Origin of the sequence: Amycolatopsis sp. lyj-112 (assembly GCF_046549055.1) — a bacterium.
Classification (GTDB): Bacteria; Actinomycetota; Actinomycetes; order Mycobacteriales; family Pseudonocardiaceae; genus Amycolatopsis.
Map to the genome: position 1 here is coordinate 452,881 of NZ_JAJPWS010000005.1, position 21,141 is coordinate 474,021.

The following is a 21,141-nucleotide window of genomic DNA, read 5'->3' on the forward strand; positions in this document are numbered from 1 at the left end:
GCCGCGGCCTGCGGCTATTCCTGAATCAGTGCCTGGTACGCCTCGGCCTCGAGCAGGGAATCGACGCTGCTCGCGTCGTCGAGCCGGAGCTCGATGAGCCAGCCTTCACCGTAGGGGTCGCTGTTGATCAGCTCGGGCGAGTCGGTCACCGCGTCGTTGACCGCGACCACCTCGCCTTCGAGCGGGGCGAACAGCTCGGAAACGCTCTTGGTGGACTCGACCTCGCCGAAGGAGTCGCCGGCGCCGACATGCCTGCCGACCTCGGGCAGGTCGACGAACACCACGTCACCGAGCTGGTCCTGGGCGTACTCCGTGATGCCCACGCGCACGAGCCCTGCGTCGCGCACGGAGACCCACTCGTGCTCCTCGGTATAGCGCAGTTCTTCTGGAGTGGACAACGCCGCTCCCCTTTCCTGGTGCCCTCGCTCAAAACCGATGGGGAGGAGTTTCGCATCCCGCCGGACCGCGCGCCCGGCACCTCCCGCTTGTGGGGGGGGGGACGCTATTCCGGATCCGCCGCTCGCAGGGCCCTCACCGTCTGGACGACGTACAGCACCCCCGAGTAGACGTACAGGACCCCGCCCCAGGTGATGAAGGCGTAGCCGACCGGGCGGGCGAACGCGGCGAGACCGGAGTCACCCTGGGTGAGCAGCAGGAACGGGAAGGCGTACATCAGCACGAACGTCGCGCCCTTGCCGATGTAGGTGACCTCGGGCGGGGCGAACCCGGCGCGGCGGAGCAGCAGGACACAGACCCCCAGCACGGCCTCCCGCAGGATCAGCGGGGCCACCACCCACCACGGGATGATGTCGCGGATCAGGAAGGCGATCAGCGTCGCGAGGATGTAGAGCCTGTCGGCCGCGGGGTCGAGCAGCTGGCCGAGCCGGGACATCTGGTTGAGCCAGCGGGCGAGCTTGCCGTCGAGCCAGTCGGTGAGCGCGCTGAACACGAGCAGCGCGAACGCCCAGCCGTCCTCCTCCGGGCCGAGCAACAGCCACAGGAAGACCGGCACCCCGGCGAGCCGGAGGATCGAAAGCATGTTGGGAACGTTCAGGGCCTGCCGCAGCAAAGACGGCTCTTCGCTGGTCACGCTCGGTTCGGGGGGCGTACTCACCCGCTCAGCCTATCCAGCGGCGGCAGATCCTCCGGCGTCAGCTGGCCCGGGTGTGCGTCCAGCCGCGGCGCTGCAGGTCCGCGCTGGTCAGCGCCACGGGCCTGCCTCGGTGGTCGGTACCCATCCAGCGGGTGTGCCCGGCGGAACTTTCCAGGACGTACGGGCGGCCGCCGCACCAGACGACGGTGCACGGGGCCGTGGGTGGCAGCTCCGCGCTCGTCGGTGCGGTGGCCTGGAATGACGCGGGCTCGTTCTGTTCGTCGGTCTTCATCGCTCTCACGGTTTCGGTGTCAGGGACTGGGACACGCCGAGGCGCTACTTTTGTTTTCGGCAGAACAGGGCCCGGCGTTAACGGCCTGGCCCCGGATTCGTCCGATCGGTTCGCAACGGCAGCAAGGTGTTGTCTTGCCGTGAACGGCATGTTAATTGTCCACAATGGACAGACATTGAGCGATCCTGGCGTACGGCCAGGCGGGCGACGCGATAACCTCCCGCGCATCGAACGTGGCTCAATGTCACGGCATCGCGTCCGGCCAGGTCAGAATGGGCCGGCCACGACCGGTCGACGAAAGGATCGCCTTGCCCGTCTCGACGACCACGGGATCGTGGCGGCGCCTGCTCACGGTCAGTTTCGCCGTCGGCCTGCTCGCCGCCTGTTCGGGCGAAGATCCGCCACCGCCCGTCACCCCCGCGCCACCTCCGCCGCCTTCCGTTCCTTCGAGTACTGCGAGCGTTTCGGTACCACCGATCCCCTCGCAGACCGCGCCATTGCCCACGGCTGCCCCGAATCCCGCCCCCAAGCCGAAACCCGCTGAACCGGTACAGGGTTCGTGCGGCACGGTCACCGCGGCGAGCGGGCTGACCCTCCAGGTGCTCAACGGGCCCGGGGTCTCGTGCGCGGACGCGACCGGGATCGTCGACTCGTTCCACAAGAGGATCGCCGGCCGCCAGTCGGCGGGCTCGGACGAACCGGTCAGCGAGACCGTCGACGGCTGGCTGTGCGTCTCCGGAGCGCCCGCCGCCCAAGGCGGCACCAGTTGCGGCAAGGGCGAACAGAACGTGTTCGCCGCGGTCGTCCCCGTCGAATGAACCAGCCCCGAGAAGAACGGTCCATGAAGAGCCTCTCCGCACCGCCGTGTTCGCCGCCGTCCTGCTCGGCGGCTGCGGCGCGGATCCCGCCCCGTCGGCCGCACCCGGGCCGTCCTCCCCCGCCACCACCACCGAACAGGCGCCCGCGGGGACGCCGTGCGGAGACATCACCGGACTTCAGGGCGCGAAGAACAAGCTCGTCGTGCACGGGAAGGCCGACTGCGCCGAAGCGACGCAGGTGCTGACCGAGTACTTCCAGAAGCTCACGCCCGCGGAAGCCGCGTCGCCGCAGGGTCCCGGCCCGGTCGTGATCGGGGCATGGACGTGCGGCAGCGGACCGAACGACCCGGTGACGACCTGCTCGACCGAGGACGACCGGCAGATCGAAGCCACCCGCCCCTGAAACTCCGGCAGGCGCTTGGTTGTCGTGAGTGATTCGGGTCGTTCTAACGACCCGGATCACTCACGACAACCCGAGCCATGCGATACCGCAGCCCCCGGACGCGGCTGAGCGGACGACACCTGTGACCCCCTTGCCAGACAGGTAAGAGTCTCATAGACTCAAACTATGTTCACCAGGGACGAGGCCGTGACGACGATCGAGGGAGCGGCCACCTCGACGACCTTGTTCGACTCCGCCCCCGAGCTCGCCCACCGCCGCTATCGCGCGCTGGCGGCCGCCCTTCACCCGGACCGGAACCCCGGCGACCCGCGGGCCCACCGGGCGGCCGCCACCCTCAACCGCCTCTACGACGACTGGAAACGCGCCCGGCGTCAGACGGTCACCACGGCGACGTCGGCCTACACCCTCACCACCCCGCACGCGGCGGGCAGCATCGCGACGACGTACCGCACGACCGGCCCTCATCTGGTCAAGCTCGTCCGCAGCCCGGCGCTCAACCCGCTGATCCACGCCGAGTGGGCGGCGTTGCGCGCGCTCGACGGCTTCACCGAACGGCACCGCTGGCTGCGCCCGTACTACCCGCGCCTGCTCGACACTTCCGGCCCGGTGGCGCGGGGCGACCGGGCGTTCAGCGTTCTCGAGCCGCTCATCGACGGGTTCACCACCTTGGCCGACATCAAGAAGGCCTTCCCGGACGGTCTCGACGGCCGCGACTACGCCTGGATGCACCGGCGCCTCCTGCGTGCCGTGGCGGGCGCGCATCGCGCGGGCGTCGTCCACGGTCACCTCACCGCGGACAATGTGCTGGTCCAGCCGGAACAGCACGGCATCGTCCTGATCGGCTGGTCCTTCGCCGGGGAGGACGGTTCACTCCCGATAGCGGCGGACCGGTCCGCCGACTACCCGCCCGAAGTCCACAAAGGACTTCCCGTCACCGCGGCCACCGATGTCCACATGCTGCACACGCTGATGCTGGATCTGGTGGCACCAGGCGAAAAACGTCAACGCGAGTTCGCCAGGTGGTGCACCCAGGACGCTCCGGCGCAGCGGCCCGAGGCCGTCGATCTGCTCGACGAGTACGACGACCTGCTCGGCGAGCTGTACGGCCCCCGCACCTTCCGCCCGTTCATCATCCCTGAGACAGGAGCCTGACCATGGGACACGGAAACTGGAACGACAACGTCTACGCGGCGGGAAAGACCTTCCGCGCGGCCAAAGGCGAGGACGATTTCGGCTACAGCGCCGACCTGCGCGCCAAACCCAGGAACAAGTGGAAGGTCGCGCCCGCCCTCGATCCGGCGAACGCCACCCGCGAATGCCGGGATTCGGCCGAACACGCCGACTCGACGCCGATCGCGGTGCTGTTCGACGTCACCGGCTCGATGCGCCGCGTGCCGCGGGTCATGCAGGGCAAGCTCGGCAAACTGCACGGCCTGCTGAAGCGCCGGGGCTACCTGGCCGACCCGCAGGTCATGTTCGGCGCGATCGGCGACGCCGACAGCGACCGGGTTCCGCTGCAGGTCGGGCAGTTCGAATCGGACAACCGGATGGACGACCAGCTGCGCACGCTCTTCCTCGAAGGCGGTGGCGGCGGGCAGAAGAGCGAGTCCTACGAGCTGGCCGCCTATTTCATGGCCCGGCACGTGGTCACCGACGCCTGGCAGAAACGCGGCCGCAAGGGCTACCTGTTCCTCATCGGCGACGAGCTGAACAAGCCCGCGCTCGAGGCCCGGCACCTCCGCCGCATCATCGGCGACGACGTCGGGCAGGACATCGATCCCGCCTCGGTGTACCGGGAGCTGGCCCGCAAGTGGCACGTCTACTTCGTGCTGCCCGATCAGTCGTCGTACTACAACGACCCGGAGATCGGCGAGCACTGGAGCGGCCTGCTCGGCCAGAACTTCCTCAAGCTCGACGACCCCGGCGCGGTTTGCGAACTGATCGCGGCCACCATCGGGCTGGAGGAACAGGTCGTCGACGTCGACACCGCACTCGCCGACCTCGCCGATCTCGGCTCGGCCGCCGAGAGCGCGGCCGTCGGCAAGGCGCTGGCGAAGCTGGGCAGCAGGACGGCCGTCACCTCGGCGGTGCCCGCGCCGGGTGGCCCGGACGACGTGGTGCTGCTGTGAATCTCCTGGACGGGCATGTGGTGGTGGTCGGGCTCGGCTTCGGCGACGAGGGCAAGGGGGCCGTGGTCGACGCGCTCTGCGCCGGCCGGGCCACCACCGCCGTCATCCGCTTCAACGGCGGCGCGCAGGCCGCGCACAACGTCGTCGCGGACGGGCAGCACCACACGTTCAGCCAGTTCGGGTCGGGCACGTTCGCCGGTGTGCCCACCCACCTTTCCCGGTTCGTCCTGGTCGAGCCGTTCGCACTGGCCGAAGAGGCACGACAGCTGGAAGACGCCGGCGTCCGGAATCCGCTGTCGTCGCTGAGCGTGGACGGGCGGGCCTTGCTCACGACCCCGTTCCATATCCACGCCAACCGGGCGAGGGAGAACGCCCGCGGCGACGGACGGCACGGTTCGTGCGGGAAGGGCATCGGCGAGACAGTCTGGTACTCGCTGTTGCCAGGGGCCGCGCCGGGCGATGTGGTGGAGAGCCAGGAGGTGATCGGGACGCCGGGGGAAGCGCCCACGGTCGCCGACTGTGCTCGGCCGGCCGTGCTGCGGCGCAAACTCGACGCCCTGGCACGGTTCTACGCGCCGCTCGCCACTCCGCCGCACAGCGTGGACGAACTGGTGGCGCTGTACCGCGATTTCGCCGGCGCGGTGCGGATCACCGGCGGGGACGAAACGGGGCGGCTGGCCGATAGCGGGCGGGTGGTCTTCGAGGGAGCGCAGGGGGTTCTCCTCGATCAGCATCACGGGTTCCACCCGCACACGACCTGGTCCACTACCACCCCGCACAACGCCCGCGCCCTGCTGGGCGGACGTCCGCACACCGTGCTGGGGGTGACCCGGACCTACCTCACCCGGCACGGGGCGGGGCCGCTTCCCACCGAATCCGCCGCCGTGCTCGCCCGCTTTCCCGAGGCCCACAACGGCACCGGGGAGTACCAGGGCGCGTGGCGGGCGGGGCATCTCGACGCGGCGCTGCTGGACTACGCGATCGCGGCCTGCGAAGGCGTGGACGCCCTCGCGGTGACCCATCTCGACGCGACCGGCCTTCGGGTCTCCTCCGGCCCGGGCTCCCCCGCCGTCGACCTGCCCGACCCGCTGGCGTGGTTCGGCACCCGGTTGCCGGTGGCCGTCACCGGGTACGGACCTGACCGTGCCGACTACCGGGAGCCGGTCGCCGCGGCCGTCGGGGCAGGGTCGACAATCAGCGCGTGATCGAGTCGACGCCGGTGTCCGTTGATGTGCTGGTCCTGAGGTTCGACCCCGAGGCCCGGACCGTGCTCCTGGGAATCGCACCGCGGGCCGCCGAGCCGTTCGACGGGGAACTCGCGCTGCCCGGGGTGCTGCTCGGGCTCGGGGAACGGCTCCGGGACGCGGGCGGCCGGGCTGTGGTCACCAAACTCGGGCTACCGCCCGGCGCGCTCTCGGCGACGGGGCAGCTCACCACCTTCGACGAGCCGAATCGCGACCCCCGCGGCCCGACGCTGTCCATCGCCTTGTGGGCGACCACGAGCCCCGTGCTCGACGAGCCGGGGATCGTGGTCTGGACCCCGCTGGACGTGGTGCCCCCGCTGGCTTTCGACCACGACCGGATCGTGGCGGACTGCCGGCCACTACTGGCCGACCGGCTGTGGCGGGACGTCGCGTTCACCGCCGGTCTGCTGGGCCGGACCTTCACGACGGCGCAAGCCTTGGACGCGACCGAGGCGTTGACCGGGGAACGTCCTTATCCGGCCAACCTGGGGCGGACCATGGAACGGGTCCCGGGGCTGCGGCGCACCACCGAACACGCTGCCGCGCTGCCCAAGGGAGGACGGCCACCTTCGCTGTGGCGATGGGAGTGACGGTCCTCAGATCCCCGGCTGTCAGATCCCACAGGAGGATGCCGACCAGAACCGGCCGGACCGGTGCGCCACGTGCGTGTGGTCGTCGTGGCCGGGATAGCCCGGCCCGAGGATCTCACTGAAACCGTGGTTACGGGCCTGCCGCGCGAGACCGCAGAAGCCCTGCGCGCCCGCCCCGAGGTCGACGGCGTCGCCGTAGAGGTGGCGGCTGGCGGGCGCCCCGCCGACCGCGTTGTTGCAGGCGACACTGCGGAAACCGCCGTTGACCACGATCGGCCGGTCCCCCATGGCGTGCCGCATCGCCTGCAGCTTCCACATCGACACCAGCGCGTTGGCCTTCGCCGTCCCCGCGGCGACGTTGCCGCCCGACCAGTCCGAGTTGCACCGGTTCAGTTCGCCGTACTCGAAGTTGACCGGCGAACAGTCGTTGTCCTGCAGCTGGTAGATCTTCGTGAACGTGGCCGGTCCGGCGACGCCGTCCGCGCCGAGCCCGTAGGCCTGCTGGAACCGCGTGACCGCGGCATGGGTACCCGCGCCGAACTGGCCGTCGATGGCCAGGACACCGCCATACCCGGGATAGCCGGCGACCCGGATCTGCAGTTGCCGGACGTCGTCACCGGACGCCCCCTGGGACAGCGAGCGTCCCCAGGTGTAGCAGGCGTCGGAGGCGGCCATGTCTCCCGCCGTCACCGGTCCGGGATCGGCGGCCGCCGGTGCGGCGACCGCGGTGGCGACACCGGCTATGAGGGCGAATATGGGCAGCACAAAACGAATTCGCATGACAGGAGCACCCTTCAAGGCAGGGAAGGTGAGACCCGTGACCCCCACGGGTTGTCAACGATTCACTGCCGAGCACGCTAACGCGTTTTCGCCCGCCGTACTGTGGGTCGTTCGACCCACAACCCGCCGCCGTCAGCCCTTCAGGTGGGGAAAGTCCTCTTCGCGGTGCTCCCCCGCCGGCCGCTCGCCGGCCTCGTTCTCGCGCCCTCGCAGCTCGACCCGCCGGATCTTGCCGGAGATCGTCTTCGGCAGCTCCGCGAACTCCAGCCGCCGGATCCGCTTGTACGGCGCCAAATGCTCGCGGCAGAAGGCCAGGATCGACGCCGCGGTGTCGGCGGTCGGCTCATGCCCGTTCGTCAGCACGACGTACGCCTTCGGCACGGCGAGCCGGATCGGGTCCGGCGCCGGGACGACGGCCGCCTCGGCGACGGCCTCGTGTTCCAGCAGGACACTTTCCAGTTCGAACGGCGAGATCCGGTAGTCCGATGCCTTGAAGACGTCGTCGGTCCGGCCCACGTAGGTGATGTAGCCGCGTTCGTCGACCGAGCCGACGTCGCCGGTGTGGTAGTAGCCGTTCGCGAAGGCGGCGGCGGAGCGCTCGTCGTCGTCCGCGTAGCCGGTCATCAGCCCGACCGGCCGCTTGTCCAGGTCGAGGCAGATCTCGCCCTCCTGCGCCCGTTCGCCGGTGACGGGGTCGACCAGCGCCACCGTGAAGCCGGGCAGCGGGCGCCCCATCGAACCCGGGACGACGTCCTGGCCGGGGGTATTCGCGATCTGGACGCTGCTCTCCGTCTGGCCGAAACCGTCGCGGATCGTGACGCCCCAAGCCTTTTCGATCCGGTCGATCACCTCGGGGTTGAGCGGTTCGCCCGCGCCGACGACCTTGACCGGCGGGGTCTTCAGCACGGTCAGGTCGGCTTGGATGAGCATCCGCCACACCGTCGGCGGCGCGCAGAAGCTCGTGATGCCGCACCTTTCCATCTGCGCCATCAACGACACCGCGTCGAACCGCGCGTAGTTGTACAGGAACACTGTCGCCTCGGCGTTCCATGGTGCGAAGACGTTGCTCCACGCGTGTTTCGCCCAGCCCGGCGAGGAGATGTTCAGGTGGACATCACCCGGTTCCAGACCGATCCAGTACATAGTGGACAGATGTCCGACCGGATACGAGACCTGCGTGTGCTGCACCAGTTTCGGCTTCGCCGTCGTGCCCGACGTGAAGTACAGCAGGAGCGGATCGTCGGCCGCCGTCGGCCCGTCGGAAGTGAACGCGTCAGGTTCCTCGTAGGCGTCCACGAAGGACTTCCAGCCCTCGACGGCCTGACCCACCGCGATCTTGGTGTAGTCGCCGGACACGTTCTCGAACTTGTGCGCGTCCGCCGAGCGGATCACCACGTGCTTGGCCGCGCCCCGCTCGACCCGGTCGGTCAGATCCGCCGGGCCGAGCAGGGTGGAAGCCGGGATGATGACCGCGCCCAGTTTGATCGCGGCGAGGATGGTCTGCCACAGCTCGCCCTGGTTGCCCAGCATCAGGATCAGCCGGTCACCCCTAGCCACACCGAGCGAACGCAGCCAGTTCGCGACCTGGTTCGAGCGCCGCGCCATCTCCGGATAGGTCCAGCGGTTCTCGGCGCCGTCCTCTTCGACGATCCACAGCGCGTACCGGTCCTGATTGGCCGGATCGGCGGCGACGACGTCGAACCAGTCCAGCGCCCAGTTGAACTCGGCCGGCCGGGGCCAGGTGAAGTCCCGATACGCGGTTTCGTAGTCCTCGCGATGGGCGAGCAGATAGTCCCGCGCCTCACGGAACGCCCGATGTGCCTCCGAAACGCTCACGATCGTCCTCCTGGTCCGCTGGGTGGCCGCCGGTTCTTTCTACTCTCCCTTGAACTGCGGCGCGCGCCGCTCGAGGAAGGCCTGCACCGCCTCGCCGAGGTCCTTGCTGGGCAGGAACGCCGCGTTCCAGGCCGCCACGTACCGCAGACCCTCGGCGATCTGGCGTTCGGTGCCCGCCGACAGCACGTTCTTGGTGCCCTGGACGACCAGCGGCGGGTTGGTCGCGATCTCCTGCGCCATCTTGCGCGCCTCGGCCAGCAGCGTCTCCTGGTCCGGGTGGACGTCGTTGACCAGGCCGATCTTCTCCGCACGGGCGGCGTCGATGTCCTTGCCGGTATAGGCCAGTTCGCGCAGGTGCCCCTCGCCGATGATCGGCGCGAGCCGCTGCAGGCTCCCGAGGTCGGCGACGATCGCGACCTTGACCTCGCGCACGCTGAACTTCGCGTCGGCGCTCGCCAGACGGACGTCGGCCGCCGCGATCACGTCGACGCCGCCGCCGATGCACCAGCCGGAAATGGCCGCGATGACCGGTTTACGGCATTCGGCGACCGAGGACACGCTAGCCTGAAGGGACTTGACCTCGTCGAGGAACTTAGACCGCGGTCCGGCGAGCGCGTCGCCACCGAGCATCTCGCCCCAGCCGGGCATCATCGCGGGCAGGTCGAGACCGTAGGAGAAGTGCGCGCCGCTGCCGGTCAGCACGATCGCCCGCACCTGGGTGTCCGCGTCGAGCGCGCGGAAGACGATCGGCAGCTCACGCCAGAAATCGGGGCCCATCGCATTGCCCTTGGACGGGCCGAGCAAGGTCACTTCGGCGACGTGCCCGTCGATCTCCACCTTGAGCGAAACGAGATCGGGAAGACTGTCGGCTGTAGCGGTCATGGGGCCATCCTGACTCATGTGATCGAAAGACTGCCAACGGCGACGGTGCATGCCACTGTGCCGCGGCGGCCTTGAGATGCTTTCCTGGTACTACCGAGTATTACCGACGAGTACAGACGATCGACGAAGGACGGTGGGATATGAGCCCGGCCAGTAGCGCCGCCGCGGTCGCCGACCTGCCCGCACCCGTCCCCGAAGAGGGGCGCTCTTCCCGGCCGATCGAGCTGTCCGGGTCCTTCACCCACGACGGCCACCGGCTCGCCTACACCGAGTTCGGTTCGGGCGATCGGGTGGTGGTGCTGAGCCACGGCATCATGCTGACCAGACGGATGCACGCCCCGCTCGCCCGCAAACTGGCGCGCGCCGGCTTCCGCACGATCACCCTCGATCTGCTCGGCCACGGCGACTCCGACCGGCCCACCGACTCCTGGCTGTACTCGATGCCCGCCTTCGCGGAGCAGACCATCGCGCTGCTCGACCATCTGGACATCGACGCAGCCGTCATCGGCGGGACGTCGCTGGGCGCCAACGTCGCGCTCGAAGTGGGTGTCGCCGCGCCCGAGCGCGCGCTCGGGCTGATCGTCGAGATGCCGGTGCTGGACAACGCCATCGTCGCCGGGCTGATCACGTTCGCGCCGCTGCTCATGGCCGCCCGGTTCCTGCCGGTGACCGTGCAGGGGGTGGCGATGGTGGCGAAACTCGTCCCGCACGGCAACCAGTGGGTCGACGTCGTCACCGACACGCTGTCGCAACAGCCGGCGCCGATGGCCGCACTCCTGCACGGCGTCCTGTTCGGCCGGATCGCGCCACCCAAGTCGATCCGGCGGAAGATCGACACCCCGGCCTTGATCATCGGGCACGAGCGTGACCCGATCCATCCGTTCGGCGACGCCGACACCCTCGCCGCAGACATGGCGGCGGCCGAGTTCGTCCAGGCGCGCAGCCCGGTGGAACTGCGCTTCGACCCCAGCCGCCTGACCACCGCGATCGCCGACTTCTCCGCGCGCTGCCATGAGCGTTGAACCGCCCCCGACCCGGGACTCGGGCGCGGAGGAAATGCGGACCGGCCGTCTGCTCCTCACCCGGCCCGGGCCCGACGACCTCGACGCCATCTTCGCCCTCCACACCGATCCGGAGGCCTGCGCGCACAACCCGTCCGACCTGATGGAGACGCGACGGGACGCGGACCTGCTGCTCCTGCGCTGGACACACCAGTGGAACCGGTACGGGTTCGGGTACTGGATGGTCCGCCGCCACGACTCGCCGGAGCCGCTGGGGATCTGCGGGGTGAAGATCGTCGGCTACCGGCGGCACGCGGTCCTGAACCTCTTCTACCGGTTCTTCCCCGCTTCCTGGGGGCACGGGTATGCCGGCGAGGCCGCCACGGCGGCGGTGGACTGGGCGCACACCCACCGGCCGGACGACGTCGTGATCGCTCGTGTCCGGCCGGAGAACATCGCGTCGCAGCGGGTGGCCCTCCGGGCCGGCCTGGTCCGGGCCGAGGAATTCGACACCCCCGGCGACGACGGTGCCGACTGGTTCTACGTCTCGGCGTGATTTTGGTCCGTGAAGGCCTCCTTGAGGGACTCAGAGTCCCTCAAGGAGGCCTTCACGGACTTGAGAACACGGACTCAGGAGGGCTGAGCCAGGCCTGCCACCGGGCCGAACACGATCACCGCGGGCGGGCGTACCCCGGCCGCGGCGGCATCCTCGACCACACTGTCCAAAGTAGACCGCAGTACCCGCTGTGTGCGCATCGTGCCGTCTTCGACGATCGCGACCGGCGTGTCCCCGGGGCGGCCCTCCAAGAGCGCCTTCGTGAACAGCGGAAGCCGTTCGACACCCATCATCAGCACGATCGTGCCGCGCATCTTCGCCAGCAGATCCCAGTCCACCAGCGACTTCTCGTCGCCCGGCGCGACGTGGCCGGACACCACCACGACCTCGTGCGCGACGCCGCGGTGCGTCACCGGGATGTCGGCGACGGCGGGCACGGAGAACGCGCTCGTGATGCCCGGGACCATCGTCACCGGGATTCCCGCTTCGGCGCAGGCGAGGACCTCTTCGAACCCGCGACCGAACAGGTACGGGTCGCCGCCCTTGAGCCGGACGACGAACTTGCCCGCCTTCGCCCGGTCGATCAGGGTGGCGTTGATCACTTCCTGGCTGGCCGCGCGGCCGTAGGGGATCTTCGCGGCGTCGACGATCTCGACGTCCGGTGAGAGTTCGTCGAGCAGTTCGCGCGGAGCGAGCCTGTCGGCGACGACTACGTCGGCCCGGGCGAGCAGCCTGCGGCCGCGGACGGTGATCAGTTCCGGGTCGCCGGGTCCGCCGCCCACCAGCGCGACCCCGGGAAGCTCGTCGTGGGCGACCGGTACCCGCCCGTCGGCGACGGTGCCCGCGCGGAGGCCGTCGAGGATGCTGTCCCGCACGGTCGCCGACCGCAGCGGCTCCCCGCCGGAGAGGACGCCGACCAGCAGTCCGCCGTGCCGTCCCGAAGCCGGGGTGACCGCGCTGCCGCGGTCGCCGTCGTCGGCGCGGACGCAGAACACCCGCGCGCGTTCGGCCTCGGCGCAGACGGCGGCGTTGACCTCGGGGTCGTTCGTGCACGCGAGCGCGTACCAGGCGTCGGCGAGGTCGCCCTCGGTGTAGCCGCGCTCGTGCCAGACGATCTCCCCCGCGTCCGCCATGGCGCTGACCGACGGCGTGGTGTGCGGCGAGACCAGTTCGACCCGCGCGCCGGCGCCGATCAACCGGGGCAGCCGGCGCTGGGCCACCGTTCCGCCACCGATCATCACGACACGACGGCCGGCCAGGTCGAGGCCGGAGAGGTAATGCGGGTCATCCATCGGGGCAGTGTAAAGAGACACCCGCCCCGACCGCGATCCGAGTGAGAACCGCCTCAGCTCTCCAGCAGCGCCAGGAGTTCGGTGTTGCCGAACATCCTGGCGGCGTCGATCGCCGACGGCTCCCCCGCCGCCGGGTCCGCACCGCCTTTGATGAGCACCTTCACCACCTCCGGCACGTTCTTGAACACCGCGCCGGCGAGCGGGCTCTGTCCCTTGTCGTTCTCGCGGTTCGCGTCGGCGCCCCGTTCGAGCAGCGCGGCGACGGTGTCCGCGTGCCCGTGGTAGGCGGCGAGCATGACCAGGGTGTCACCCCGGTCGTTGGTCAGGTTCGCCGAAACGCCCGCGTCGACGTAGGCGGCGAGTTCCGCTGTCGCGCCGGCCCGGGCGAAGCCGAAGACCTTCGCCCACAGTTCCAGCAGTTCGGGATCGAATTCCTCGGCCTGTCCGGGGTTCTCCGTCATACGGCCGATTCTTCCACAGGAACCTCGGTCCGGGCGGCGCGTCGTGCCGCCCGGACCGAGGGCGTCAGCGACCCGCGTTGGGGTAGGGCAGCAACGCCATCTCGCGAGCGTTCTTGATCGCGGTGGCGACCTGCTTCTGCTGCTGAGGAGTCAGCCCGGTGACCCGGCGGGCGCGGATCTTGCCCCGGTCGGAGACGAACTTCCGCAGCAGGTCGACGTCCTTCCAGTCGACCTCGGTGATCTTGTTGGCGCGCAACAGGTTCGTCTTACGCTTGACGGGGCGGTCCCGGGCCTGCCGGGCCATCTTGCTCACCAGCTCGACTTCGTGACGCCGGGCAGTTCGCCGTTGTGCGCCATCTGCCGCATCCGGACCCGGGAGAGGCCGAATTTGCGCAGGTAGCCGCGCGGGCGGCCGTCGGCGGTGTCCCGGTTGCGGATACGGGTGGCGCTGGCGTCGCGCGGCATCGCCTGCAGCGCCGACACGGCGAGCGCCTTCTCCTCCGGCGAGGCCGACGGCGAGGCGATCGTGGCCTTCAGCGCGCGGCGGCGTTCGACGTAGCGGGCGGCGACGACCTTGCGCTGCTCGTTCTTGGCGATCTTGGACTTCTTGGCCATCAGCGCTCCTCCTTGAACTCGACGTGCTTGCGCGCGACCGGGTCGTACTTGCGCAGCACCATCCGGTCCGGGTCGTTGCGGCGGTTCTTCTTCGTGACGTAGGTGTAGCCGGTGCCCGCGGTCGAGCGGAGCTTGATGATCGGCCGGATGTCGGTGCTCTTGGCCATCAGAGCTTCACTCCCTTCGCGCGGAGTTCGGCCACCACGGCGTCGATGCCCCGCTTGTCGATCGTCTTCATGCCCTTGACCGAGACCCGCAGCCGGACCCACCGCCCCTCGCTCGGCACGAAGTACCGCTTCGCCTGCAGGTTCGGCTCCCAGCGCCGGGACGTGCGCCGGTGCGAATGCGACACCTGCTTCCCGTAGCCCGGTTTGCGGCCGGTGACCTGGCACACGGCTGACATACGCCCTCCCAAGTTGATATCGATAGTCGTTTTCATTTACTGTACACAGGCGAACCAGACCGACATCGACGCCCCGGAGCTTCAGTGACCGAAAACCCGCGCGTGCCCCTCGTCCTGATCAGTGGCCTCGCACCGGGACCGAACGCCGACCTCGCCGACCGGCTTCGCCTGGCCGAACCCGGCACCGCCGTCGTGCACCACGACCTGCGGCAGATCCATTCCGGTGTGGTCAAGCGGCGCATCCTGCTCGGTGACCGAGACCAGCTGACGATCCTCGAACTGGCGCACGGCTGCGTCTCGTGCACGCTCCGCGAAGACCTCTTGCCGCTGCTCCGCAAGCTCTCCCGGATGCCGCAGGTGCGGCGCATCGTGGTCCGGCTCGACGAGGCCATGGAGCCGGAGCCGGTGAGCTGGGCACTGCACAACGTCCTGGTCGGCGAGCGCCCGGTGATCGAAGACGTCGATCTCAAGGCGGTGCTGGCCGTCGTCGACTGCGACGCCTGGCTGGCCGACTCGACCGGCGACGAGACGCTCGTCGAACGGAATCTGCAGGCCAGCCCCGAGGACGAGCGGACCGTCGCCCAGGTCGCGCTTTCGCAGGTGGAGTTCGCCGACCTGGTCGTACTCGCCGGCGCCGCCACCGACGCGTGGTCGGCGGCCAAGGCCTCGGCCGTCCTCGACCGCGTCGCGCCGTCGATCCCCCGGATCGAACTGTCCGCTGTGGACGGGAAGACCGTGCTGGACGCCGTCCCCGCCACGGCCCGGCGCGGCGAGGTCACCGACATGCACGGTCCGCTGCTGCGCGGCGAGCCGCCGCTGCACACCGACTGCGGGATCGGACTCCTCACCTTCACCTCGCAGCGTCCGTTTCACCCGGAACGCCTCCACGACGCGATCGATGTCCTGCTCGACGGCGTCGTCCGCAGCCGAGGGCGGCTTTGGGTGGCGAGCCAGCCGGATATGGCGCTCTGGATCGAATCGGCGGGCGGCGGTCTCGGCATCGGGCACGCGGGACCGTGGCTGGCCGCCCCCGGCGGACCGGACTGGGCCGACGTCTCCCCCGACCGCCGCACGCTCGCCTCGCTGCGCTGGCACCCGGAGTTCGGTGACCGCGCGCAGGAACTGGTCGTGGTGACCGATCAGGCCACGCCGGACGAGGTCGAAGCCGCCCTCAACGGGGCGCTGCTGTCCGACGAGGAACTCGCCGCCGGCGAGGAGCAGTGGCTCCGCTACCCGGATCCGTTCGGCGAGTGGCACGAAGAACCGTGCGAGGACACGGAAATCGACCCCGAGAAACACGACGCGAACGTGTCGAACCGAAAGGACGAAACGCAGTGAAACCCGGCATCCACCCCGACTACCACCCCGTGGTGTTCAAGGACCTCTCCACCGGGGACGCCTTCCTGACGCGGTCCACCGCCACGTCCGAGCAGACCATCGAGTGGAGCGACGGCAACACTTATCCGGTGGTGAACGTCGAGATCAGCTCGTGGTCGCATCCGTTCTGGACCGGCACCCAGCGGATCATGGACAGCGCGGGACAGGTCGAGAAGTTCCACCGCCGCTACGGGCGTCGCGGAGGTGCGAAGTAATGGCCGTCCCGAAGCGGAAGATGTCGCGCAGCAACACCCGGTCCCGGCGCTCGCAGTGGAAGGCGGCCGTACCGGATCTGGTGCCGATCAAGGTGAACGGCGAGACGAAACTGGTGCCGCGCAAGCTGATGAAGCACTTTCATCAGGGTGGAGAGTGACGACGCCGGTCACGGTGCTGTCCGGATTCCTCGGTGCGGGCAAGACGACCGTGCTCAACCACGTCCTCGCCAACCGTGAAGGGCTGCGGGTGGCGGTGATCGTCAACGACATGAGCGAGGTCAACATCGACGCCGCGCTGGTGCGGGGCGGGAACAGCCTGTCCCGCACCGAGGAGCGTCTCGTCGAGATGACCAACGGCTGTATCTGCTGCACCCTGCGCGACGACCTGCTGGACGAGGTCTCGCGGCTGTGCGCGGACGGGCGGTTCGACTACCTGCTCATCGAATCGAGCGGGATCTCCGAGCCGATGCCCGTGGCGGCGACGTTCTCGTTCGCTCGTGAGGACGGTGCCACCCTGCTGGACTCCGCGCGGCTCGACACCATGGTCACCGTCGTCGACGCGGTGAACTTCGAACGGGAACTGGCCTCCGGGGACGCGCTCGTCGAACGCGGGCTGGACCAGTACGCCGAGGACGAGCGGACGGTCAGCGATCTGCTGATGGACCAGATCGAGTTCGCGGACGTGCTCCTGCTCAACAAGGCGGACCTCGTTCCGGCCGGTTCGCTCGACCGGCTGACGGCCGTGCTGCGGCGGCTCAATCCGGCGGCGGAGGTGCTCGTCGCGACACACGGCCGGGTGCCGCTCGGCAAGCTGCTCGGCACCGGGCGCTACGACGTCGAACGGGCGCAGGAAGCACCCGGTTGGGTGGCCGAACTCAACGGCGATCACGTCCCGGAGACCGAGGAGTACGGGATCTCCAGCGTGGTCTTCCGCGCCGAGCGGGCGTTCGACCCGGAACGGCTGTGGGACTTCGTCGGGCGGCTCGACACCGGCGAGTTCGGGACCGTCCTGCGGTCGAAGGGGTTCTTCTCGCTCGCGTCACGTCCCGGCGTGACCGGGTTGTGGTCGCAGGCCGGGTCGGTCGCGCGGTTCGAGCCGCAGGGTGTCGAGGAAACGCCTCGGCAGGAACTCGTGTTCATCGGCGTCGGGCTGGAAAAGGACGCCTTGCTGGACTCGCTCGGCGAATGCTTGTCCACTGTGGACGGCGAGAGCGTGGACGACCCGTTCCCCGAGTGGGAGGCCGTGCACGTGCACTGAAGTGTCATGAAAGGGTCTCATAGGACACTTTTCGTCCTATGAGACCCTTTCATGACACGCCGGTTCAGTGGTCGTCGTAGTGATCCCCGTGCACGGCGTGCCGGTGGCCGTCGTGCAGGTAGTCGACGTGGTCGCCGTGCGGCACCGCGACGTGGCCGCACCCCTCGCCGTGGCTGTGGTCGTGACCCTGGTGCGGGATGTGGACGCCGGCCTCGCATTCGTCGAAATGCCCGTCGTGCGCACGGTGCAGGTGCCCGTCGTGCGCGTAGTCGACGTGGTCACCGTGGGGTACCGCGACGTGGCCGCACCCCTCGCCGTGGGCGTGCGTGTGGCCGGCGTGTTCGGTGTGCGCGGCGGTCATCACCGGATCCTTCCTGATCGATCTTGCCTGATCAGGCGGACCGTAGCACCGGATTCTCAACCCAGCAGCGCTCTCACCCGACCGAGTAGGCGCACCTGGTCGGCCCAGCGCGGCCCGCTCAACCCGACGACGACATGCGCCGCCCCTGCCGCCCGGTAGGTCTCCAGTCGTTCGGCGACGGCTTCGGCGGAACCGTGCAGTGGCAAGGAGATCGCCTGTTCGAGCGACATCCCGTAGACGTCGCCTATCCCCTTCCCCATGTCCTCCGCCGACGGCAGGTCCTCGCCCCCACCGAGCGCGCCGGTGGCGCCGACCGCGATCACCGGGCTCGTGACCCCGAGATCCACCAGCCGTCGCCGCCCGGCGGCGACGTCCTCCGGCGGCAGGAGCGAGGGGAACCATCCGGTGCCGTGCTCGGCGACCCGCTGGAACACGAGCCTGCCCCGGTTCCCGACCCAGATCGGCGGGACCCCCACCGCCGGGGCCAGTTCGACGATGGCGCCGTCGACGTCGACCGTCTTGCCCGCCAACAGATCCGGGAGCAGCCGCAGCGCCCGGTCGGTACGCGGACCGCGTTCGGCGAACGGCACCCCGGCCGCGGCGAACTGGGCTTCTCCCCCGCCCGAACCGATGCCGAGGATCAGCCGTTCGCCGGACACCTGTTGCAGCGACGCGATCTGCTTGGCCGCCCACACCAGCGGACGCATCGCCGGGACGAACACGCTCAGCCCGATCCGGATCCGGGTCGTGACCGCGGCGGCGACCGCGAGCCCGACCGTGCTGTCGAGCGACGGACGTCCGGTCATCAGGTGGTCGCCGAGGAACACGCTGTCGAGGCCCGCGTCTTCGGCTTGCCGCGCGGACGTGCGGAGATCGCCGGACGGGAGGATCACACCCAGTTTCATGATCCCATCGTGGAACCTCGACTTCGCTGGAGGTCAAGCGTCCGCTCTGAAATTCAGCCCAGCTGCCGATGCCCGCTCGCCGTGTCCATGTACTCGCGCACGCGATGGATCCGGCCTTGGCGCAGTTCGAAAATGAAGCAATAGTCGTTGCGGTAGGTCCCGCCGTTCGCCAGCTTCGCGGTCATGGTCTCTTCGACCACGACCGTGTCGCCTGCCGGGTGGAAGCCCCGGAACTCGATGGCGACGTCGGAGACGAACACCTTCCGGAAGTCCTCGGACAGAAACTGGACGATCACTTCCCTGCCGACCAGATGGCTCGACGCACCCAGGGCGACGGCGGTGGCGTTGCCCTGGGGCGCCAGCCACTCGGCGTCCTCGGTGAACACCGCGGCGATCTTCTCAGCTTCGTAGGTACCGAAAGCCTTCCATGCGTTCTGGACGGCCTGCAGGCTGCTCAAGGTCATCCCAGGAAACTAACCGGACGACGCTTCGAAGGCTCGCGAGTTCGCGACGTCACGCCTCGCGATTAGTCCTCTACTTGCGGGGAAGGCCAAGGTGACTCGCGTGATCAGGCACCGCACTCACGTGATCAGAGACGTATCTCGCGTAATCAGAGCCGTACATGCGAGTGCGGCATCCAGACACGTGAGTTCCGTGCCTGATCACGCAAGTTCACGAGTTCGCGACGTCACGCCGGCCCCGACTCTCGCCATTAGTCCTCTACTTGCGGGGGTTCTCGTACTCGTCGTTCCAGCGCCACCATGCGTAGGGCGGCGTCTGCGGGTAGTCCTCCGGCGAGTCTTCCCACGCCTCCTGACGGCCGAGCGCGGTCAGGTCGAGGTAGCTCCACGTGCTGCCCAGCGCCTCGTCCCCGCGATTGTTGACGAAGTAGGTCCGGAACACCTGGTCACCTTCACGGATGAACGCGTTGGTGCCGTGCCATTCGTCGACACCGAAATCGACGTCGAAGTCGCCGGTGATCGTGTACCACGGCATCGTCCAGCCCATCCGCGTCTTCATCCGGGTGAGGTCGGACTGCGACCCGCGCGAGGCGAAGACCAGCGTGGTGTCGCGGGCGTTCAGGTGGGAGACGTGCGCGACCTGGTCGGCCATCAGCGAACAGCCCCGGCAGGCGTGCTCGGGAAAGCCGTCGACGCCGGGGTCGAAGAAGGCACGGTAGACGATCAGCTGACGCCGTCCGTCGAAGAGATCCAGCAGGTTCGCCTTGCCGGAAGGGCCCTCGAATTCGTACGGCTTCTCGACCGCGACCCACGGCATCCGTCGCCGTTCGGCGGCGAGGGCGTCCCGGGCGCGGGTCAGTTCCTTTTCCTTCACCAGCAGGCGAAGACGCGCTTCTTCCCAGGCGTCCGGCGCGACCACCGTCGGCTTCATCGCGACACCGCCACGTTGTCGGCCGCGAAGGGCAAGGCGCTCTTCCGGTTCGGCTGCCCCTCGCCGGTGGTGATCCGGGCCCGCAGGCTGGTCCCGACATAGAACGTCCACGCCTTGTGGCAGACGTCGAAGCATTCGTACTCCGGCACCAGACCGTGGTGGGTGAAGCAGACTTCGGTCTTGCCGTCCTTCTCGGTGATCTCGAAGGTGATCGTGGTGCCGACCCATTCGGTGTCGTCCTGGATGAAGTCGAAGTGGTTCTCCAGGACCAGCCACGAAACCTTCCGGCCGGGCACCGATTCCGTGATCCGCAGGGTGCAGCGGTGGACGTCCTCGTAGTGGTAGCCGAACACGTCGCAGGCGTTCACGGTGCCGCCGTCGATCTCCTCCGACCACCAGCCGCGGACGTCGTTGAAGGCGTCGAAAGCCTGTTGCGGCGATTGGTCGACGGTGAACGTTGTCGTGAAGCTCATGATGATCCCTCCAGATGGTCTTTCAAAGCCGCGAGCGGTCCGTCCCAATCACGGGCGAGCGCGGCGAGAAACTGCTGGGCGACCCGCATCGGGGCCGAGCGTAACCGGTACCGGACGCGGCGCCGCTCTCCTTGTTCCGGCGTCACCAGGCCCGCGTCGGTGAGCAGGGCGAGGTGTTTCGCGATCGCCTGCCGGGTGATCGGCAGGCGATCGGCCAGGTCGGTCGCCGTGGTGGGACCGTTCGAGGCCAGCGTGGCGAGGATGCTCCGCCTGCTCGGGTCGGCCAGTGCGACGAAGACCTGTTCGGCGATGGCTTCGATGTCAGGCGGCATCGAGGTATTCGATCAGCTCGCCCAGCTCGCTCGCCCAGCCGCCCGTGTTTCCCTCGAACGCCGTGCGGTGCTTGTCCTCGGGGAGCTGCGCGAAGCCCGTCTCGACGACGGTGAGCCGGGTGCCGGCGCCGACCGGTTCGAGGGTGAACTCGACGTAGGTGCGGCGCGGGTCATCGTCCGAAAGGCCGTAGATCGGCCAGGTGTAGCCGAAGATCTTGGGCTCTTCGATCCGTTCGACGCGCATCTTGGCCTGGTGCCCGTCGTCCCATTTCATCTCGGCGTCGCCACCGGGACGCAGGTCGATACTCGCCTGGTTCCCGAACCAGGTGCCCAGTCCTTCGGCCGTCGTCAGCGCGGTCCAGACCTTCGCGGGCGGGTGGGCGATCTCGACGGTGCGTTCGATGCGATCCGGGAATCCCATGATGCCTCCTCA

General features: G+C 69.0%; 32 protein-coding genes. 12 read left to right on the forward strand and 20 right to left on the reverse strand.

Features of this window, described 5'->3' with window-relative positions; all coding sequences use genetic code 11:
* Positions 1 to 14: 14 nt before the first annotated feature.
* From gcvH to ACLJRL_RS20745, 4 genes are all read right to left on the reverse strand, one after another.
* Positions 15 to 398 carry a glycine cleavage system protein GcvH gene (gene gcvH, locus ACLJRL_RS20730; RefSeq protein WP_410657866.1) on the reverse strand — a complete coding sequence of 128 codons (384 nt, stop codon included), beginning with the start codon at positions 396 to 398 and terminating at the stop codon, positions 15 to 17.
* A gap of 104 nt (positions 399 to 502) precedes the next feature.
* Entirely contained in the window at positions 503 to 1,114 is a 612-nt protein-coding gene (locus tag ACLJRL_RS20735) for a CDP-alcohol phosphatidyltransferase family protein (RefSeq protein ID WP_410657867.1), read from the reverse strand.
* A 37-nt stretch (positions 1,115 to 1,151) separates the two neighbouring features.
* Positions 1,152 to 1,385 (reverse strand): hypothetical protein, encoded by a 234-nt coding sequence (locus ACLJRL_RS20740; RefSeq protein ID WP_410657868.1) that lies wholly within the window; start codon positions 1,383 to 1,385, stop codon positions 1,152 to 1,154.
* Between the two features lie 244 nt (positions 1,386 to 1,629).
* Entirely contained in the window at positions 1,630 to 1,890 is a 261-nt protein-coding gene (locus tag ACLJRL_RS20745) for a hypothetical protein (RefSeq protein ID WP_410657869.1), read from the reverse strand.
* Between ACLJRL_RS20745 and ACLJRL_RS20750 the strand changes: the two genes are divergently transcribed.
* The 6 genes from ACLJRL_RS20750 (at position 1,883) to ACLJRL_RS20775 (ending at position 6,569) form a co-directional block, all read left to right on the forward strand.
* Positions 1,883 to 2,203, forward strand: a complete 321-nt coding sequence (locus ACLJRL_RS20750) for a hypothetical protein (protein WP_410657870.1) — start codon at positions 1,883 to 1,885, stop codon at positions 2,201 to 2,203. The genes ACLJRL_RS20745 and ACLJRL_RS20750 overlap by 8 nt on opposite strands.
* Positions 2,204 to 2,249: 46 nt before the next feature.
* A complete protein-coding gene (locus tag ACLJRL_RS20755) occupies positions 2,250 to 2,606 on the forward strand; it encodes a hypothetical protein (protein WP_410657871.1) in 357 nt (118 codons plus the stop codon).
* A gap of 165 nt (positions 2,607 to 2,771) precedes the next feature.
* Positions 2,772 to 3,758, forward strand: a complete 987-nt coding sequence (locus ACLJRL_RS20760; protein ID WP_410657872.1) for an adenylate cyclase — start codon at positions 2,772 to 2,774, stop codon at positions 3,756 to 3,758.
* A 2-nt stretch (positions 3,759 to 3,760) separates the two neighbouring features.
* Entirely contained in the window at positions 3,761 to 4,735 is a 975-nt protein-coding gene (locus tag ACLJRL_RS20765) for a hypothetical protein (RefSeq protein WP_410657873.1), read from the forward strand.
* Complete coding sequence (locus tag ACLJRL_RS20770; RefSeq protein WP_410657874.1) at positions 4,732 to 5,940, forward strand: adenylosuccinate synthetase; 1,209 nt, start codon at positions 4,732 to 4,734, stop codon at positions 5,938 to 5,940. Before ACLJRL_RS20765 ends, ACLJRL_RS20770 begins: the two co-directional genes overlap by 4 nt.
* Positions 5,937 to 6,569 (forward strand): NUDIX hydrolase, encoded by a 633-nt coding sequence (locus ACLJRL_RS20775; protein ID WP_410657875.1) that lies wholly within the window; start codon positions 5,937 to 5,939, stop codon positions 6,567 to 6,569. Before ACLJRL_RS20770 ends, ACLJRL_RS20775 begins: the two co-directional genes overlap by 4 nt.
* Positions 6,570 to 6,590: 21 nt before the next feature.
* Here the strand turns inward: ACLJRL_RS20775 and ACLJRL_RS20780 are convergent, their stop codons facing one another.
* The 3 genes from ACLJRL_RS20780 to ACLJRL_RS20790 form a co-directional block, all read right to left on the reverse strand.
* Complete coding sequence (locus ACLJRL_RS20780; protein ID WP_410657876.1) at positions 6,591 to 7,349, reverse strand: D-Ala-D-Ala carboxypeptidase family metallohydrolase; 759 nt, start codon at positions 7,347 to 7,349, stop codon at positions 6,591 to 6,593.
* A 132-nt stretch (positions 7,350 to 7,481) separates the two neighbouring features.
* Positions 7,482 to 9,185 (reverse strand): AMP-binding protein, encoded by a 1,704-nt coding sequence (locus tag ACLJRL_RS20785; protein ID WP_410657877.1) that lies wholly within the window; start codon positions 9,183 to 9,185, stop codon positions 7,482 to 7,484.
* 39 nt (positions 9,186 to 9,224) lie between these two features.
* Complete coding sequence (locus ACLJRL_RS20790; RefSeq protein ID WP_410657878.1) at positions 9,225 to 10,067, reverse strand: crotonase/enoyl-CoA hydratase family protein; 843 nt, start codon at positions 10,065 to 10,067, stop codon at positions 9,225 to 9,227.
* A 140-nt stretch (positions 10,068 to 10,207) separates the two neighbouring features.
* Between ACLJRL_RS20790 and ACLJRL_RS20795 the strand changes: the two genes are divergently transcribed.
* Together ACLJRL_RS20795 and ACLJRL_RS20800 are read left to right on the forward strand one after the other, a co-directional pair.
* Positions 10,208 to 11,089 (forward strand): alpha/beta fold hydrolase, encoded by an 882-nt coding sequence (locus ACLJRL_RS20795; RefSeq protein WP_410657879.1) that lies wholly within the window; start codon positions 10,208 to 10,210, stop codon positions 11,087 to 11,089.
* Positions 11,079 to 11,624, forward strand: a complete 546-nt coding sequence (locus tag ACLJRL_RS20800; RefSeq protein ID WP_410657880.1) for a GNAT family N-acetyltransferase — start codon at positions 11,079 to 11,081, stop codon at positions 11,622 to 11,624. Before ACLJRL_RS20795 ends, ACLJRL_RS20800 begins: the two co-directional genes overlap by 11 nt.
* Positions 11,625 to 11,698: 74 nt before the next feature.
* Here the strand turns inward: ACLJRL_RS20800 and cobA are convergent, their stop codons facing one another.
* The 6 genes from cobA to rpmB form a co-directional block, all read right to left on the reverse strand.
* Positions 11,699 to 12,916 (reverse strand): uroporphyrinogen-III C-methyltransferase, encoded by a 1,218-nt coding sequence (gene cobA / locus ACLJRL_RS20805; protein ID WP_410657881.1) that lies wholly within the window; start codon positions 12,914 to 12,916, stop codon positions 11,699 to 11,701.
* Between the two features lie 53 nt (positions 12,917 to 12,969).
* The gene (locus ACLJRL_RS20810) at positions 12,970 to 13,377 is read right to left on the reverse strand and encodes an ankyrin repeat domain-containing protein (RefSeq protein WP_410657882.1); all 408 of its coding nucleotides are present in this window, start codon (positions 13,375 to 13,377) and stop codon (positions 12,970 to 12,972) included.
* A gap of 64 nt (positions 13,378 to 13,441) precedes the next feature.
* A complete protein-coding gene (gene rpsR, locus ACLJRL_RS20815; protein ID WP_410657947.1) occupies positions 13,442 to 13,681 on the reverse strand; it encodes a 30S ribosomal protein S18 in 240 nt (79 codons plus the stop codon).
* Positions 13,682 to 13,686: 5 nt separating this feature from the next.
* Entirely contained in the window at positions 13,687 to 13,992 is a 306-nt protein-coding gene (gene rpsN / locus ACLJRL_RS20820; protein WP_410657883.1) for a 30S ribosomal protein S14, read from the reverse strand.
* On the reverse strand, positions 13,992 to 14,159 hold the full coding sequence (gene rpmG / locus ACLJRL_RS20825; protein ID WP_005149953.1) for a 50S ribosomal protein L33: 168 nt from the start codon (positions 14,157 to 14,159) through the stop codon (positions 13,992 to 13,994). Before rpmG ends, rpsN begins: the two co-directional genes overlap by 1 nt.
* Positions 14,159 to 14,395, reverse strand: a complete 237-nt coding sequence (rpmB, locus tag ACLJRL_RS20830) for a 50S ribosomal protein L28 (RefSeq protein WP_410657884.1) — start codon at positions 14,393 to 14,395, stop codon at positions 14,159 to 14,161. Before rpmB ends, rpmG begins: the two co-directional genes overlap by 1 nt.
* Positions 14,396 to 14,479: 84 nt before the next feature.
* On the opposite strand from rpmB, the gene mrf reads away from it, so the two are divergent.
* The 4 genes from mrf to ACLJRL_RS20850 are packed head-to-tail and all read left to right on the forward strand — an operon-like array spanning position 14,480 to position 17,245.
* Complete coding sequence (mrf, locus tag ACLJRL_RS20835; RefSeq protein ID WP_410657885.1) at positions 14,480 to 15,733, forward strand: ribosome hibernation factor-recruiting GTPase MRF; 1,254 nt, start codon at positions 14,480 to 14,482, stop codon at positions 15,731 to 15,733.
* Positions 15,730 to 15,987 (forward strand): type B 50S ribosomal protein L31, encoded by a 258-nt coding sequence (locus ACLJRL_RS20840; RefSeq protein ID WP_410657886.1) that lies wholly within the window; start codon positions 15,730 to 15,732, stop codon positions 15,985 to 15,987. The genes mrf and ACLJRL_RS20840 overlap by 4 nt, the downstream gene beginning before the upstream one ends.
* On the forward strand, positions 15,987 to 16,145 hold the full coding sequence (gene rpmF / locus ACLJRL_RS20845) for a 50S ribosomal protein L32 (RefSeq protein WP_005149940.1): 159 nt from the start codon (positions 15,987 to 15,989) through the stop codon (positions 16,143 to 16,145). Before ACLJRL_RS20840 ends, rpmF begins: the two co-directional genes overlap by 1 nt.
* Positions 16,142 to 17,245: a GTP-binding protein gene (locus ACLJRL_RS20850; protein WP_410657887.1), complete on the forward strand. Its 1,104-nt coding sequence runs from the start codon at positions 16,142 to 16,144 to the stop codon at positions 17,243 to 17,245. Before rpmF ends, ACLJRL_RS20850 begins: the two co-directional genes overlap by 4 nt.
* Positions 17,246 to 17,309: 64 nt before the next feature.
* On the opposite strand, the gene ACLJRL_RS20855 is transcribed toward ACLJRL_RS20850, so the two are convergent.
* The 7 genes from ACLJRL_RS20855 to ACLJRL_RS20885 all read right to left on the reverse strand — a co-directional run bounded on the left by ACLJRL_RS20855 (position 17,310) and on the right by ACLJRL_RS20885 (position 21,129).
* Complete coding sequence (locus tag ACLJRL_RS20855; protein WP_410657888.1) at positions 17,310 to 17,606, reverse strand: hypothetical protein; 297 nt, start codon at positions 17,604 to 17,606, stop codon at positions 17,310 to 17,312.
* A gap of 56 nt (positions 17,607 to 17,662) precedes the next feature.
* Positions 17,663 to 18,511: an LLM class flavin-dependent oxidoreductase gene (locus ACLJRL_RS20860; RefSeq protein WP_410657889.1), complete on the reverse strand. Its 849-nt coding sequence runs from the start codon at positions 18,509 to 18,511 to the stop codon at positions 17,663 to 17,665.
* Between the two features lie 53 nt (positions 18,512 to 18,564).
* Positions 18,565 to 18,975 carry a nuclear transport factor 2 family protein gene (locus ACLJRL_RS20865; protein ID WP_410657890.1) on the reverse strand — a complete coding sequence of 137 codons (411 nt, stop codon included), beginning with the start codon at positions 18,973 to 18,975 and terminating at the stop codon, positions 18,565 to 18,567.
* Positions 18,976 to 19,231: 256 nt separating this feature from the next.
* Complete coding sequence (locus ACLJRL_RS20870; protein ID WP_410657891.1) at positions 19,232 to 19,903, reverse strand: DUF899 domain-containing protein; 672 nt, start codon at positions 19,901 to 19,903, stop codon at positions 19,232 to 19,234.
* The gene (locus ACLJRL_RS20875; protein WP_410657892.1) at positions 19,900 to 20,376 is read right to left on the reverse strand and encodes an SRPBCC family protein; all 477 of its coding nucleotides are present in this window, start codon (positions 20,374 to 20,376) and stop codon (positions 19,900 to 19,902) included. The genes ACLJRL_RS20870 and ACLJRL_RS20875 overlap by 4 nt, the downstream gene beginning before the upstream one ends.
* Positions 20,373 to 20,708, reverse strand: a complete 336-nt coding sequence (locus ACLJRL_RS20880; protein ID WP_410657893.1) for an ArsR/SmtB family transcription factor — start codon at positions 20,706 to 20,708, stop codon at positions 20,373 to 20,375. The genes ACLJRL_RS20875 and ACLJRL_RS20880 overlap by 4 nt, the downstream gene beginning before the upstream one ends.
* Complete coding sequence (locus tag ACLJRL_RS20885) at positions 20,698 to 21,129, reverse strand: SRPBCC domain-containing protein (protein ID WP_410657894.1); 432 nt, start codon at positions 21,127 to 21,129, stop codon at positions 20,698 to 20,700. The genes ACLJRL_RS20880 and ACLJRL_RS20885 overlap by 11 nt, the downstream gene beginning before the upstream one ends.
* Between the last annotated feature and the right edge of the window lie 12 nt (positions 21,130 to 21,141).

What these genes read in the sequence shown, in the direction of transcription:
- rpmB (WP_410657884.1), bottom strand. Translation starts at nt 14,395, where the DNA reads ATGTCAGCCGTGTGCCAGGTCACCGGCCGCAAACCGGGCTACGGGAAG.
- ACLJRL_RS20800 (WP_410657880.1), top strand. Translation starts at nt 11,079, where the DNA reads ATGAGCGTTGAACCGCCCCCGACCCGGGACTCGGGCGCGGAGGAAATG.
- ACLJRL_RS20885 (WP_410657894.1), bottom strand. Translation starts at nt 21,129, where the DNA reads ATGGGATTCCCGGATCGCATCGAACGCACCGTCGAGATCGCCCACCCG.
- ACLJRL_RS20765 (WP_410657873.1), top strand. Translation starts at nt 3,761, where the DNA reads ATGGGACACGGAAACTGGAACGACAACGTCTACGCGGCGGGAAAGACC.
- rpmF (WP_005149940.1), top strand. Translation starts at nt 15,987, where the DNA reads ATGGCCGTCCCGAAGCGGAAGATGTCGCGCAGCAACACCCGGTCCCGG.
- ACLJRL_RS20875 (WP_410657892.1), bottom strand. Translation starts at nt 20,376, where the DNA reads ATGAGCTTCACGACAACGTTCACCGTCGACCAATCGCCGCAACAGGCT.
- ACLJRL_RS20760 (WP_410657872.1), top strand. Translation starts at nt 2,772, where the DNA reads ATGTTCACCAGGGACGAGGCCGTGACGACGATCGAGGGAGCGGCCACC.
- ACLJRL_RS20780 (WP_410657876.1), bottom strand. Translation starts at nt 7,349, where the DNA reads ATGCGAATTCGTTTTGTGCTGCCCATATTCGCCCTCATAGCCGGTGTC.
- ACLJRL_RS20860 (WP_410657889.1), bottom strand. Translation starts at nt 18,511, where the DNA reads ATGAAACTGGGTGTGATCCTCCCGTCCGGCGATCTCCGCACGTCCGCG.
- cobA (WP_410657881.1), bottom strand. Translation starts at nt 12,916, where the DNA reads ATGGATGACCCGCATTACCTCTCCGGCCTCGACCTGGCCGGCCGTCGT.
- ACLJRL_RS20880 (WP_410657893.1), bottom strand. Translation starts at nt 20,708, where the DNA reads ATGCCGCCTGACATCGAAGCCATCGCCGAACAGGTCTTCGTCGCACTG.
- ACLJRL_RS20795 (WP_410657879.1), top strand. Translation starts at nt 10,208, where the DNA reads ATGAGCCCGGCCAGTAGCGCCGCCGCGGTCGCCGACCTGCCCGCACCC.
- ACLJRL_RS20740 (WP_410657868.1), bottom strand. Translation starts at nt 1,385, where the DNA reads ATGAAGACCGACGAACAGAACGAGCCCGCGTCATTCCAGGCCACCGCA.
- ACLJRL_RS20865 (WP_410657890.1), bottom strand. Translation starts at nt 18,975, where the DNA reads ATGACCTTGAGCAGCCTGCAGGCCGTCCAGAACGCATGGAAGGCTTTC.
- rpsN (WP_410657883.1), bottom strand. Translation starts at nt 13,992, where the DNA reads ATGGCCAAGAAGTCCAAGATCGCCAAGAACGAGCAGCGCAAGGTCGTC.
- ACLJRL_RS20790 (WP_410657878.1), bottom strand. Translation starts at nt 10,067, where the DNA reads ATGACCGCTACAGCCGACAGTCTTCCCGATCTCGTTTCGCTCAAGGTG.
- ACLJRL_RS20810 (WP_410657882.1), bottom strand. Translation starts at nt 13,377, where the DNA reads ATGACGGAGAACCCCGGACAGGCCGAGGAATTCGATCCCGAACTGCTG.
- rpsR (WP_410657947.1), bottom strand. Translation starts at nt 13,681, where the DNA reads ATGGCCCGGCAGGCCCGGGACCGCCCCGTCAAGCGTAAGACGAACCTG.
- rpmG (WP_005149953.1), bottom strand. Translation starts at nt 14,159, where the DNA reads ATGGCCAAGAGCACCGACATCCGGCCGATCATCAAGCTCCGCTCGACC.
- ACLJRL_RS20870 (WP_410657891.1), bottom strand. Translation starts at nt 19,903, where the DNA reads ATGAAGCCGACGGTGGTCGCGCCGGACGCCTGGGAAGAAGCGCGTCTT.
- ACLJRL_RS20855 (WP_410657888.1), bottom strand. Translation starts at nt 17,606, where the DNA reads ATGACCGCCGCGCACACCGAACACGCCGGCCACACGCACGCCCACGGC.